The organism is Kitasatospora cystarginea (assembly GCF_039533515.1).
Lineage (GTDB): Bacteria > Actinomycetota > Actinomycetes > Streptomycetales > Streptomycetaceae > Kitasatospora > Kitasatospora cystarginea.
In genome coordinates this window covers 90,251-102,878 of sequence record NZ_BAAATR010000014.1, presented here as the reverse complement: position 1 = coordinate 102,878, position 12,628 = coordinate 90,251, and the positions used below count along the sequence as shown (strand labels likewise).

The 12,628-nt window shown below is 70.6% G+C and carries 11 protein-coding genes; 4 read left to right on the top strand and 7 right to left on the bottom strand.

The features are described 5' to 3' along the window. Positions 1-95: 95 nt before the first annotated feature. Both ABD369_RS17640 and ABD369_RS17635 read right to left on the bottom strand, forming a co-directional pair. Positions 96-1,046, bottom strand: coding sequence for a pirin family protein (locus ABD369_RS17640; protein WP_344637366.1), 951 nt, complete (start codon positions 1,044-1,046; stop codon positions 96-98). A gap of 179 nt (positions 1,047-1,225) precedes the next feature. Beyond that, entirely contained in the window at positions 1,226-1,717 is a 492-nt protein-coding gene (locus ABD369_RS17635) for an SseB family protein (RefSeq protein WP_425557646.1), read from the bottom strand. 243 nt (positions 1,718-1,960) lie between these two features. Between ABD369_RS17635 and ABD369_RS17630 the strand changes: the two genes are divergently transcribed. Together ABD369_RS17630 and ABD369_RS17625 are read left to right on the top strand one after the other, a co-directional pair. Then, entirely contained in the window at positions 1,961-3,790 is a 1,830-nt protein-coding gene (locus ABD369_RS17630) for an acyl-CoA dehydrogenase (RefSeq protein ID WP_344637365.1), read from the top strand. Positions 3,791-4,074: 284 nt separating this feature from the next. Next, positions 4,075-5,370, top strand: coding sequence for a M18 family aminopeptidase (locus tag ABD369_RS17625; protein WP_344637364.1), 1,296 nt, complete (start codon positions 4,075-4,077; stop codon positions 5,368-5,370). Between the two features lie 90 nt (positions 5,371-5,460). Here the strand turns inward: ABD369_RS17625 and ABD369_RS17620 are convergent, their stop codons facing one another. Continuing rightward, positions 5,461-7,281, bottom strand: a complete 1,821-nt coding sequence (locus ABD369_RS17620) for an NHL domain-containing thioredoxin family protein (RefSeq protein ID WP_344637363.1) — start codon at positions 7,279-7,281, stop codon at positions 5,461-5,463. 114 nt (positions 7,282-7,395) lie between these two features. Between ABD369_RS17620 and ABD369_RS17615 the strand changes: the two genes are divergently transcribed. After that, positions 7,396-7,974 carry a Uma2 family endonuclease gene (locus tag ABD369_RS17615; RefSeq protein WP_344637362.1) on the top strand — a complete coding sequence of 193 codons (579 nt, stop codon included), beginning with the start codon at positions 7,396-7,398 and terminating at the stop codon, positions 7,972-7,974. Positions 7,975-7,978: 4 nt separating this feature from the next. Here ABD369_RS17615 and ABD369_RS17610 read toward each other — a convergent pair whose 3' ends face one another. The 4 genes from ABD369_RS17610 to ABD369_RS17595 all read right to left on the bottom strand — a co-directional run bounded on the left by ABD369_RS17610 (position 7,979) and on the right by ABD369_RS17595 (position 11,664). Continuing rightward, positions 7,979-9,208, bottom strand: a complete 1,230-nt coding sequence (locus ABD369_RS17610) for a glutathionylspermidine synthase family protein (RefSeq protein ID WP_344637361.1) — start codon at positions 9,206-9,208, stop codon at positions 7,979-7,981. Between the two features lie 6 nt (positions 9,209-9,214). Beyond that, on the bottom strand, positions 9,215-9,520 hold the full coding sequence (locus tag ABD369_RS17605) for a hypothetical protein (protein WP_344637360.1): 306 nt from the start codon (positions 9,518-9,520) through the stop codon (positions 9,215-9,217). A gap of 128 nt (positions 9,521-9,648) precedes the next feature. Next, positions 9,649-10,239, bottom strand: coding sequence for a GNAT family N-acetyltransferase (locus ABD369_RS17600; protein ID WP_344637359.1), 591 nt, complete (start codon positions 10,237-10,239; stop codon positions 9,649-9,651). A gap of 141 nt (positions 10,240-10,380) precedes the next feature. Next, positions 10,381-11,664: an adenylosuccinate synthase gene (locus tag ABD369_RS17595; RefSeq protein WP_344637358.1), complete on the bottom strand. Its 1,284-nt coding sequence runs from the start codon at positions 11,662-11,664 to the stop codon at positions 10,381-10,383. Positions 11,665-11,790: 126 nt separating this feature from the next. Between ABD369_RS17595 and ABD369_RS17590 the strand changes: the two genes are divergently transcribed. Further along, positions 11,791-12,612 carry a diacylglycerol kinase family protein gene (locus ABD369_RS17590; RefSeq protein ID WP_344637357.1) on the top strand — a complete coding sequence of 274 codons (822 nt, stop codon included), beginning with the start codon at positions 11,791-11,793 and terminating at the stop codon, positions 12,610-12,612. Positions 12,613-12,628: the final 16 nt, after the last annotated feature.

The following is a 12,628-nucleotide window of genomic DNA, read 5'->3' as shown; positions in this document are numbered from 1 at the left end:
TCGTCCCCGCGCGGTCCCCGGCCCGACGGCGTGTCCGCACCGTCCGGAACGGCGTCGGGGGCCGGACGGTGCGGTCCGGGCCCCCGAGTGCGGGGTCAGTCGGTCGGCTGGCCGAAGGCGCCGGACTGGAAGTCCCGCATGGCCTGCTCCAACTCGCGGTGGCTGTTCATCACGAACGGCCCGTACCAGGCGACCGGCTCGCGGATCGGCTGCCCGCCCAGGATGATCACGTCCAGGTTGGGGTGCCGGGACTCCTGCCTGGCGTCGGCGGAGACGGTGAGGGTGTCGCCCTCGCCGAAGACCGCCGCCTGCCCGGTGCGGATCGGGCGGGCCTGGTCGCCCACCGTGCCGTCGCCGTTCAGGACGTACGCCAGCGCGTTGAAGTCGCTGCGCCAGGGGATGGTGAGCCTGGCGCCCGGGGTGACGGTGGCGTGCAGCAGGGTGATCGGGGTGTGGGTGACGCCTGGGCCCCGGTGGCCGTCCAGCTCGCCGGCGATCAGGCGCAGGATCGCGCCGCCGTCCGGGGTGGAGAGCAGCTTGACGTGCCCGCCGTGGATGTCCTGGTAACGCGGTGCGGTCATCTTGTCGGCGGCCGGGAGGTTGACCCACAGCTGGATGCCGTGGAACAGCCCGCCGGTCATCACCAACTGCTCGGGCGGGGTCTCGATGTGCAGGATGCCCGAGCCGGCCGTCATCCACTGGGTGTCACCGCCGCCGAGGTGCCCGCCGCCGCCGTGCGAGTCCTTGTGGATGAACTCGCCGTCGATCAGGTAGGTGACCGTCTCGAAGCCGCGGTGCGGGTGCCACGGGGTGCCCTTGGGCTCGCCCGCCGCGTACTCCACCTCACCCATCTGGTCCATCATGATGAACGGGTCGAGGTACTTGGTGTTGATCTTGGCGAAGGCGCGGCGCACCGGGAAGCCCTCGCCCTCGTGGCCCTCGGGGGCGGTGACCACCGTGAGGACCGGACGGGCGGTGTTCGCGGCGGGATCCGGGGTGGCGACGCGGGGGAGGGTCAGCGGGTTCTCGACGGTCACGGCGGGCATGTGGGCCTCCTTCGGGGTCTGTGGCCTACGTTCAGCAGATTAGTTCAATGCTCAACTAGAAGCAAGTTGAAAGTTGAACCATGTGGTCGGGGTGATGCCCCGCTCGGGTGTGCGCGACCGGCCGGGTGCCGCCGGGTGTCGCGTGCTGCCGCGGGGGCGTGGCGGGCCCGCCGGGGGTGTCAGCCGTACATCCGCCGCATGGTGAAGTCGACCATCTGCTCGACCGCCTTGGCGTCGAAGACCATCCGGTGCTCGCCCTCCATGTCGAGGGCGAAGCCGTACCCGGTCGGCAGCAGGTCGAGCACCTCGGCGCCGGTCACGCTGAAGTGCTTGGACTCCTTGCCCGCGTAGCGGCGCAGCTCCTTGAGCGAGCTGAACATCGGGATCACCGGGGTCGGCGTGTTGTGCAGGGCCAGGAAGCCGGGGCGGTCGCCGCGCGGGCAGTGCACCTTGGAGGTGATGAAGATGGCCTGGAAGTCCTCGACCGTCATCGAGCCGGTGGTGAAGGCCCGGACGGCGTCCGCGAGTGAGGGTGGCGAGGGCTCCGGGTAGAACGACTGCTGGGACGCGGTCTGCTGCTCTCCGTACGGGCCGGGGCCGGGCATGCCGTTCATCCCCGCCTGCTGCTGGTAGGGGTCGCCCTGGTAGGTGCTCTGGTCGTAGCCGTACACGGGGACAGGCTATCGGGATCAAGGGCCTCCGTGGGGCGGCCGATCCGGACAACTCGTGGTGCCATCGGGTTGTGGGGTGCGGCCCGGAGGCGACGTGACCACCTTCATAGGACTTTCGCATCGGAAGGGTGCGACAGGGGCTTGAACAAGTTACCAACGGGTAGCATCATGGGCTCTACTGGTGGGTAAGTGGGGCGCTCGTAGCGGCGGACCCCCGGAAGCGACGAACCGGAGAGAACGGTCATGGGTCACTACAAGTCCAACCTGCGGGACGTGGAGTTCAACCTCTTCGAGGTGTTCGGCCGCGACCAGGTGTACGGCACCGGTCCGTTCGCCGACATGGACGTCGACACCGCGAAGAACATCCTCGGCGAGATCGCGCGCCTGGCCGAGAACGACCTGGCTGCCTCGTTCACCGACGCCGACCGCAACCCGCCGGTCTTCGACCCGGAGACCAACACCGCTCCGATCCCGGAGACGTTCAAGAAGAGCTACAACGCGTACATGGACGCCGAGTGGTGGCGCCTGGGCATCCCGGAGGGCATCGGCGGCCAGGTCACCCCGTCCTCGCTGGTCTGGGCCTACGCGGAGCAGATCCTCGGCTCCAACCCGGCGATCTGGATGTACTCCTCCGGCCCGGCCTTCGCCGGCGTCGTCTACGACGAGGGCACCGAGGAGCAGCAGAAGGTCGCCCAGCGCATGATCGACGGCCTCTGGGGCGCCACCATGGTGCTGACCGAGCCGGACGCCGGTTCGGACGTCGGCGCCGGCCGCACCAAGGCGGTCAAGCAGGAGGACGGCTCCTGGCACATCGAGGGTGTGAAGCGCTTCATCACCTCCGGTGAGCACGACATGTCCGACAACATCATCCACCTGGTGCTGGCCCGCCCCGAGGGCGGCAAGCCGGGTACCAAGGGCCTCGGCCTCTACATCGTGCCGAAGTACGACTTCGACTGGGAGACCGGCGAGCTCGGCGAGCGCAACGGGGTCTACGCCACCAACGTCGAGCACAAGATGGGCCTGAAGGCCTCCAACACCTGCGAGATGACCTTCGGTGCCAAGCACCCGGCCAAGGGCTGGCTGCTCGGCGAGAAGGTCGACGGCATCCGCCAGATGTTCAAGATCATCGAGTTCGCCCGGATGATGGTCGGCACGAAGGCGATCGCCACCCTCTCCACCGGTTACCTGAACGCGCTGGAGTACGCCAAGGAGCGCGTGCAGGGCGCGGACATCTCCCAGTTCCTGGACAAGACCGCCCCGCGCGTCACCATCACCCACCACCCGGACGTGCGCCGCTCGCTGATGACCCAGAAGGCGTACGCCGAGGGCATGCGCGCCCTGGTGCTGTACACCGCCTCCGTCCAGGACGACGTGATCGCCGCCCGCCTGCGCGGCGAGAGCGACGAGGCCGCCGAGCGCCTGAACGACCTGCTGCTGCCGATCGTCAAGGGCTACGGCTCCGAGAAGTCCTACGAGCAGCTCGCCCAGTCCCTGCAGACCTTCGGTGGCTCCGGCTACCTGCAGGAGTACCCGATCGAGCAGTACATCCGCGATGCCAAGATCGACACCCTCTACGAGGGCACCACGGCGATCCAGGGCCAGGACTTCTTCTTCCGGAAGATCGTCAAGGACGGTGGCCAGGCGCTGACCGCGGTCTCCGAGCAGATCCAGAAGTTCCTCGGCGGGAACGAGGGCGGCGACGCCCTGGCCACCGAGCGCGAGCTGCTCGGCAAGGCCGCCGGCGACCTGGAGGCCATCGTCGGCAAGATGCTCGCCGACCTCTCCTCGGTCGAGCAGGACGTCAAGAACATGTACAAGGTGGGCCTGAACGCCACCCGCCTGCTGATGGTCTCCGGCGACGTCGTGGTCGGCTGGCTGCTGCTCCGTCAGGCCGTCGTCGCCCTGGCCAAGCTGGAGGCCGGCGCCGCCGGCAAGGACGTCGCCTTCTACCAGGGCAAGGTCGCGGCCGCCCGCTTCTTCGTCCGCAACATCCTGCCGACCGTCGCCTCCCAGCGCCAGATCGCCGAGGGTGTCGACAACGAGATCATGGAGCTTGCGGAGGAGGCCTTCTGAGCAAGGCCCAGGTGACTGCCTGACACACCCTCACACTGCGGGGCCCGGTTGCAACCAGCCGGGCCCCGCGGCGTTTCGCCGCCCGGATGCCCGCCGCTCCGGCCGGTGGGTCCGCCGCGCGCCAGGCCCGCCGGAGCAGGGCGTGGACCGCACGGGCGAACGCCGATCTTCACCATTCCGTCACTGTTTCCGGGTTCCCCGTGCCGTGTCCGTGTACGGGCATATGCTCAAGGGCGAAGCCGGTCCCCCATCCGGTTTCCGCCCTCCCTCAACTCAGGAGCAGCATGTCAACCGCCGCCCGTCAGGCCGCCTTCGACCGAACGCACACCGACGACCTGATCGCTTACCTGAGCGCTTCGCCGTCGCCGTTCCACGCCGTGGCCAGCGCTGCGGAGCGGCTGGAGAAGGCCGGGTTCCGGCGGGTCCTGGAGACCGACGCCTGGGACGCGGCTCCCGGCGGCCGGTACCTGATCCGGGGTGGCGCACTGATCGCCTGGTACGTGCCTGAGGGGGCCGGCCCCGAGACGCCGTTCCGCGTGGTCGGCACGCACACCGACTCGCCGAACCTGCGGGTCAAGCCGCTGCCTGACACCGGTTCAGCGGGTTGGCGGCAGGTGGCCGTGGAGATCTACGGCGGAGTGCCGCTGAACACCTGGCTGGACCGCGACCTCGGCCTGTCCGGGCGGCTCGCGCTGCGCGACGGCAGCACCGTCCTGGTGCAGATCGACGAACCGCTGCTGCGCGTACCGCAGTTGGCCATCCACCTGGACCGGCAGGTCAACGAGGGCCTCAAGCTGGACAAGCAGCGCCACCTCACGCCGATCTGGGGGCTGGGTGAGGTCACCGAGGGGTCGCTGATCGAGTTCGTCGCCGAGCGGGCCGGGGTGGCCGCGTCGGACGTCATCGGCTGGGACCTGATGACCCATGACGTGCAGCCGCCCGCCTACCTGGGCCGGGACCGCGAGCTGCTGGCCGCTCCCCGGCTGGACAACCTGCTCTCGGTGCACGCCGCGACCGCCGCGCTGGCCGCCGTCGCGGGCGCCGAGCTGCCGTACATCCCGGTGCTGGCCGCCTTCGACCACGAGGAGACCGGTAGCGAGTCCGACACCGGAGCGCAGAGCCCGTTGCTGGGCAACGTGCTGGACCGCAGCGTGTACGCGCGCGGCGGCAGTGCCGAGGACCGCGCCCGGGCGCTGGCCGGCACGGTCTGCCTCTCCTCCGACATGGGCCACGCAGTCCACCCCAACTACAGCGAGCGGCACGAGCCGGGCCACCACCCGCTGCCCAACGGCGGGCCGATCCTCAAGGTCAACGTCAACAACCGGTACGCCACCGACGCGGTCGGCCGGGCGGTGTTCACGGCCGCCTGCGAGAAGGCGGGTGTGCCGTGGCAGACCTTCGTCTCCAACAACGCCATGCCCTGCGGCACCACCATCGGCCCGATCACCGCGGCCCGCCTCGGCATCACCACCGTGGACTGCGGTATCGCCGCGCTCTCCATGCACTCGGCCCGCGAGCTCTGCGGCGCGGACGACCCGTACCTGCTGGCCAGCGCCATCAAGGCCTTCCTGGAGGGCTGAGCAGCTGGCGGGGGTGAACAGGTCAGGGCGCACTTCCCCGCGCCCTGACCTGCTCGTTTTCTCCCCCAACACTCTTGCCGTGGGCGGAAGTTACTCCATGCCGGCCAGGACGAGCGGGAGGCGGGTGGCGCCGTCGGCGGTGAGCTTCACCGGGACGCCCCAGTCCTGCTGGTGGACGTGGCAGGCGGGGAACTCGATCTCCGGATCGTCGTCGCAGGAGGCGGCCATCGCGGACACGTGCAGCACACCCTCGGCCACCTCGGCGGAGAGCACCAGCTCCCGGGAGAGCGCGGTGTCCGCGCCCGCCCCCAAGGTCAGCAGCTCGGGCGGCGTCGCGCTGACCAGCAGCCGGGTGGACGGGCCGTAGCGCTCGTCCAGCTTCTGGCCGGCGGGCGCCGAGAAGACCACGTCCAGCTGAAGTCTGCCCGGGGCGACCTCGGTGGCCGCCCGCTGGGTGCGGTGCGCCACGGACTCGACCCGGACGGCCTCCTCGGGCAGCCGCAGCCGGGTCAGCCGGTGCCGGGCCGACTCGACCACCACGACGTCGCCCTCCACCAGCACCGCGCCGGAGGGTTCGCGCAGGTCCGTCGCCAGCGTGGTGACCTCGCCGCTCGCCGGGTCGTACCGGCGCAGTGCGTGGTTGTAGGTGTCGGCGATCGCGACCGAGCCGTCGGGCAGCACGGTGACCCCGAGCGGGTGCTGCAGCAGCGCCTGGTCGGCGGCGCCGTCGCGGTGCCCGAAGTCGAACAGGCCGGTGCCGAGGGCGGTGTGCACGGACTTGGTTTCACGTGAAACCCAGCGCACGGCGGAGGTCTCCGAGTCGGCCACCCAGAGCCGCTCGCCGTCGGCCGAGACCGCCAGCCCGGACGGCTGGGCGAACCAGGCCTCGGCCAGCGGGCCGTCCACCAGGCCCTCGTTGGTGGTGCCGGCCGCGACGCCGGTGGTGCCGGCCAGCGGGTCGAACGCCCACAGCTGGTGCACCCCGGCCATGGCGATCCAGAACCGGCCGTCGAACCAGGCGACGTCCCACGGCGAGGAGAGGTCCACCTCACGGGCCGGGCCCTCGGTGGGCGAGCCCTGCCACCACTGCCGCCCGGTGCCGGCCAGCGTGGTGACGCCGCCGTCGGCCAGCCGGACGCCGCGCAGTGCGTGGTTGACCGTGTCGGCGACGATCACGTCGTAGTCCAGGCCCAGCTCGGCCGGGACCAGGGCGAGGCCCTGCGGCTCGCTGAACCGGGGGGCGGTGCCGTCCACCAGCCCGCGCTCGCCGTCACCGATCCGTCGCAGCACCGTCTCGCCGTCCTCGGCGAGCTCGACCAGCGAGTGGTGGCCGGAGTCGGCGACCAGGAAGGTCCCGCCGGGCAGCCGGACGGCCTTGCCGGGGAAGCGCAGGTCGCCGGCCTCCGGCTCGGGTGCCACGTACGGGCCGTCGCCGCGCCGCAGCGTGCCCTTGGCCCGGTGCTCGGCCTCCAGCTCCTCGACCAGTTTCGCGATCGCGTGCGCGTGTCCCTCGCCCGCGTGCTGCGCGACCACGTACCCCTCGGGGTCGATCACCACCAGCGTCGGCCAGGCCCGGACGGCGTACTGCTTCCAGGTCGCCAGCTCCGGGTCGTCCAGCACCGGGTGGTGCACCTCGTAGCGCGCGACGGCGTCCAGCACGGCCTGGTGGTCGGCCTCGTGCACGAACTTGGGGGAGTGCACGCCGACGATCACCACGGTGTCGCGGTGCTTCTCCTCCAACTCCCTTAGTTCGTCCAGGACATGGAGGCAGTTGATGCAGCAGAACGTCCAGAAGTCCAAGATGGTGATCTTGCCTCGGAGATCACCCAGGGTGAGTTCCTTGCCGCCGGTGTTGAGCCAGCCGCCCTTGCCGACCAGTTCGGGGGCGCGTACACGTGCACGAGAAGCCATGCACCAATCAAACCGCACGGTGTCCGTTCCCATTCCGGCCCGTGACCGCGTGCATAGACTCGCGTTGTACCCGTCGGTGTTGGCATCACCACGGACTGCGACGAGGAGCGGGAGATGACTGCGATCGCCGATTCGCCCCAGATGAGTGCCGAGGCCTTCGAGGACCTCGCCGCCACCGCAGAGCGCAACGACGTCCGGCTGGAGTTCATCAACGGCAGGATCGGAGTGAAGCCGGTGCCGGACGGGGGCCACGACGAGATCGTCAGGTGGCTCATGGAACGCTGTATGCAGCAGCGGCCCGATCTGTGGCTCTATCCGGAGCGCGGTCTGATCGTAGAGAGCTACCGGACGGGCCGGGCCCGTCCGGGCGGCACCCTGGCGCCGAAGGGGAGTTTCTCCGGTCAGGGTGAGTGGGCCGAAGCCGACCGGGTGCTGATGGTCGTCGAGGTGACCTCGTACGACCGCGATGCCGGCCGCCGCGACCTGCGGGAGAAGCCGGCCGCCTACGCGCAGTCGGGCATCCCGGTCCACCTGCTCGTCGACCGCGAGCGGGGGGAGATCGTCGTCCACTCCGATCCGGTGGACGGCCGGTACCACGCACGGACGTACTTCTTCGGGGGCGCCGTGGCGATCCCCGACCCGGTCGGCATCACCCTGGACGACACCGAGATCCTCAAGGAGCACGTGCGGTAGCGGCTCAGACGATGATGTGCGGCAGGAAGCGGGCACCTTGGTGGGTGATCAGGCTGTCCTCGGTCTCGCGGATGCCGAGGCCGGCGGATTCGCCGTCGACCACCCAGGTGCCGAGGACGGGGCGGTTGCCGTCGAACTCCGGCAGCGGGCAGAACTGCTGGTAGCAGTAGCCCTCGGCGCCGTAGCGGTCGGGGTCTCCGGCCCAGTCGGCCAGCCGGCTCTGCGAGCCGTCCGGGGCGACGATCCGCACCCCCGCGCCCTCGCGGCCGAGCAGCGGCTTCGCCGCGTAGCCGGGCCCGCCGGGATCGGCCAGCTCGCGCGGGCCGTCGAGGTAGGCGGGCAGCAGGTTGGGGTGGCCGGGGAACAGCTCCCAGAGGACCGCCAGCAGCGCCTTGTTGGAGAGCAGCATCTTCCAGGCGGGCTCGATCCACAGCGTGTTGCCGGTGCCGCCGCCCTGGTCCAGTCCGTCGAGCAGCTGCCCGGCGAACTCGTCGGTGGCCAGCCACTCCCACGGGTAGAGCTTGAAGACGGACCGGATGTAGCGCTGCTGCAGGTCCACGAAGCGGCCGGAGAGCGGGTCCCAGCCGATGTCCTCCATCGCGATGCCGACCGTGGTCAGCCCGGCCTGTTCGGCGGTCTCCTGGAGGTAGAGGGTGGTCATCCAGTCCTCGCCCTCGGTGTCCCCGCGCGAGTGCGCGAAGTGCACCGGGCCGGGCGGCAGCAGGTGCTTCTGCCGGGCCCATGCGTCGACCAGCCGCTCGTGCAGCGAGTTCCACTGGTCGGCGCCGGGGAAGCGCTCCTCCATCCAGAACCACTGCGGGCTGGCCGCCTCGATCAGTGAGGTCGGGGTGTCGGCGTTGTACTCGAAGAGCTTGGCCGGGCCGCTGCCGTCGTACGCGAGGTCGAACCGGCCGTACACGGACGGCTGTTCGTCGCGCCGCCGCCAGGACTCGGTCACCGCCTCGGCCAGCCCGGGGGCGGTGATGCCGTAGTCGGCGAAGCGGCGCTCGCGCACCACGTGGTCGGCGGCCCGCAGGCACAGCTCGTGCAGCTCCTCGACCACGCCCTCCAGCCGCTCGACCTCGGGAGATGAGAACTCGTAGTACGCGCTCTCGTCCCAGTAGGCGTACTCCTGGCCGGGATTGCGGGGGTCGTCGCAGACGGCGTACAGCAGGCCCTGGCCCTCCACGGTCTGCCGCCAGCCGGGGCGGGGTTCGATGGTGCGGCGCCGCACGGCCCGTCAGCCTCCGACCGGGTGGGAGCGCGTGGGGCAGCCGAAGCCGCCGCGCTTGGTGGCGGCCTTGTCGAAGGTGCCGCCGGTGGCGACCGTCGTGCCCGAACCGCAGTAGTACCAGCGGCCGGTGGACTTGCTGTCGGTGCAGGAGTGGTTGTCCAGGACCTTGAGGGTGCCCGGGTCGACACAGCGCCGGGGCGGGTTGTTGCTGGACGAACAGCTGGTCAGTGCCAGCGCGAGCGTGCCGACCATGCCCAGGGCGACAAACCCTGAGCGGCGTCTACCTGTGGGTGCGGCGTCGGACTGCGTCATAGCGGGATGCTACTCGGGTAATCCGACAGCGGACCGGGGGCCTCTGGACCTCCGGGGAGGCAGGCCTCCCCGGCCGCCCGAGCACGCGGTGCCCGGTCGGCCGTGCCGCGTACGCGGGCCCGATCGGTCTAGCCAGCGGCCAGGCGCTCGGTCAGGCGGACCTTCGCGGCCGGCCACTCGTCGCGCAGCATCGAGAAGTACGCGGTGTCCCGGAAGGTGCCGTCCGGGCAGTGGCGGTCACGGCGGTGGGTGCCCTCGTGCCGGGCGCCGAGGCGGCTGATGGCGTTTCGCGAGCGCTCGTTGCGGCTGTCGGTCTTCCAGCAGACCCGGCCCATGCCCAGTTCCTCGAAGGCGTGGGCGAGCAGCAGCAGCTTGGCCTCGGTGTTGACCGCGGTGCGCCAGTGGGAGCGGGCGTAGAAGGTGCCGCCGATCTCCAACCGCTCGTCGGCGGTGCTGATGTCCAGGTAGCAGGTCAGACCGATGGTGCGGCCGGTCTCCTGGCCGACCACCGCGAACGGCAGGAAGCCGTTGTCCCGCCAGACGTCGATCCGCTCGGCGAGCTGGTGCTCGGTCTGCGGGACGGGTACCGGGATCCACCGCCACACCTCCTCGTCCCGGCCGGTCGCCGCGAACAGGTCGGACAGGTGGATCCGGTCGAAGGGCTCCAGGCGGACGTGGGTGCCGGCGAGGGTGACGGGGGCGGGCGGCTTGGCGGTCATGTGCCGCACGCTAGCCGCAAATTGAACTAGGTGCAATAGATATATGAACTAGTTCAAAGTCCCGGACCGGCCCATGCGAAAGGGCCCGCACCGACTCGGTGCGGGCCCTTTCACGGCCGGCCTGCAGGCGGGCCCGGGCGACTAGATGAAGGAGTTGATCTGGATGGTCTCGTCGCGGCCGGGGCCGACGCCGATCGCGGAGATCGGGGCGCCCGACATCTCCTCCAGCGCCTTCACGTACGCCTGCGCGTTCTTCGGCAGGTCGGTGAAGGTCTTCGCCTTGCTGATGTCCTCGTTCCAGCCGGGCAGCGTCTCGTAGATCGGCTTGGCGTGGTGGAAGTCGGACTGGTTGTACGGGAGTTCCTCGACCCGGCGGCCGTCGATCTCGTACGCCACGCAGACCGGGATCTGCTCCCAGCCGGTGAGCACGTCCAGCTTGGTGAGGAAGAAGTCGGTCAGGCCGTTGACCCGGGTGGCGTAGCGGGCGATCACCGCGTCGAACCAGCCGCAGCGGCGGTCACGGCCGGTGGTGACACCGCGCTCGCCGCCGATCCGGCGCAGCGCCTCGCCGTCGGCGTCCAGCAGCTCGGTCGGGAACGGGCCCGAGCCGACGCGGGTGGTGTACGCCTTCAGGATGCCGATGACCCGGTCGATCTTGGTGGGACCGATGCCGGCGCCGGTGCAGGCGCCGCCGGAGGTCGGGTTGGACGAGGTCACGAAGGGGTACGTGCCGTGGTCCACGTCCAGCAGGGTGCCCTGGCCGCCCTCCAGCAGGACGACCTTGTTGTCCTTGAGCGCCTGGTCCAGGACCAGGGTGGTGTCGGCCAGGAAGGGCTTGATCCGGTCGGCGTAGCCCAGGTACTCCTGCAGCACCAGGTCGGCCGGGATGGCGCGGCGGTTGTAGAGCTTGACCAGGATCTGGTTCTTGTCGTGCAGGGCCGCTTCGATCTTCTGCTGCAGGATCGATTCGTCGAACAGGTCCTGCACGCGGATGCCGACGCGGTTGATCTTGTCCGCGTAGGTCGGACCGATGCCGCGCCCGGTGGTGCCGATCCGGCGCTTGCCGAGGAAGCGCTCGGTGACCTTGTCCAGGGTGCGGTGGTACGGGGTGATCAGGTGGGCGTTGCCCGAGATCAGCAGCTTGGAGGTGTCGATGCCGCGCTGGTTCAGGCCGTCGAGCTCGGAGAGCAGCACGCCCGGGTCGATGACGACGCCGTTGCCGATCACCGGTGTCACGTTCGGGCTGAGGATGCCGGAGGGCAGCAGGTGCAGGGCGTACTTCTGGTCGCCGATGACCACCGTGTGACCGGCGTTGTTACCGCCCTGGTAGCGGACGACGTAGTCGACGGAGCCGCCGAGGAGGTCGGTGGCCTTCCCCTTGCCCTCGTCTCCCCACTGGGCGCCAACGAGCACGAGTGCCGGCACAGGCGTACACCCCTTCCGGTTGGGGCATCCTGCGTAGGCCGCTGTCTGCCCCGAGATAGACGAAGCCCCTGGCGCAATGGCGCAAGGGGCTCTTGCACCGAGAGATTACCTGAGGAAGGACCGGTCGTGTCGTCGCTGTCCACGTCCGAATCCCGTCCGACGGGCCGGCCGGGTCCGGACCCGCTCCTGGTGCTGCTGGATCCGGTGGCCCGGCGGAGCGACGGCGAGTCGGTGCGGATCGCCCGGGACGTCCTGTGCGGCGGGGCGGACGTCAAGGTGGCGCTGCCGGAGAGCCCGTCCGAACTTGACCGGGCCCTGGCGCGTCGCGGCCGCCGGCGACCGGTCGTGATCGGTTCCGATCTGGCCGTGCAGCGGGTACTTCAGGCCTTGCACCGGCACCGCGAGTTGGGTGCCGACGCGCTCGGCGTGGTACCGGTCGGGCGTCCCGGCGCGGTGGCCAAGATACGGGCGCTGGGTGTCCCGCCGGAGCCGGTCGCCGCGGCCCGCGCGGTGATAGCCGGCGTCTCGCGGAAACTGGACCTCTTGATCGACGACACCGACGAGGTGGTCCTCGGGGATCTGCGGATCCATCCGTACCGCTGGGGCCGGGCGGGCGGGCTGCGTTCGCTATGGGCGAAATTCGCTGCGGCCGAGCAGGCGACGGCTCCCGCCGGGCATCCCCGGCTGCGGATCGAGGCGGACGGCCGCCTGCTCGCCGACGTCCACCGGCCGCCGTGCCGGCTCGACATCACCGTCCCGGTCGGCGAGGGCGTGCTGGAGCTGTGGCTGCACACCGGCGGCGAACCGCGGCGGGTCAGGGCGGGCAGCCTCACCGTGGCCGGCCGCGGCTTCGGCTGCGAGGCGGACGGCCGCGCGCTCGGCCCCCTCGGCGCCCGCACCTGGACGGTGCGAGCCGGGGCGTGGGAGCTGGTGCTGCCCGCCGGGTGAGCAGTGTCACGTCGCC

Bases quoted from the DNA above. Each gene is read 5' to 3' on its own strand.
- ABD369_RS17630 (WP_344637365.1), top strand. From the start codon at position 1,961: ATGGGTCACTACAAGTCCAACCTGCGGGACGTGGAGTTCAACCTCTTC.
- ABD369_RS17605 (WP_344637360.1), bottom strand. From the start codon at position 9,520: ATGACGCAGTCCGACGCCGCACCCACAGGTAGACGCCGCTCAGGGTTT.
- ABD369_RS17620 (WP_344637363.1), bottom strand. From the start codon at position 7,281: ATGGCTTCTCGTGCACGTGTACGCGCCCCCGAACTGGTCGGCAAGGGC.
- ABD369_RS17615 (WP_344637362.1), top strand. From the start codon at position 7,396: ATGACTGCGATCGCCGATTCGCCCCAGATGAGTGCCGAGGCCTTCGAG.
- ABD369_RS17600 (WP_344637359.1), bottom strand. From the start codon at position 10,239: ATGACCGCCAAGCCGCCCGCCCCCGTCACCCTCGCCGGCACCCACGTC.
- ABD369_RS17640 (WP_344637366.1), bottom strand. From the start codon at position 1,046: ATGCCCGCCGTGACCGTCGAGAACCCGCTGACCCTCCCCCGCGTCGCC.
- ABD369_RS17625 (WP_344637364.1), top strand. From the start codon at position 4,075: ATGTCAACCGCCGCCCGTCAGGCCGCCTTCGACCGAACGCACACCGAC.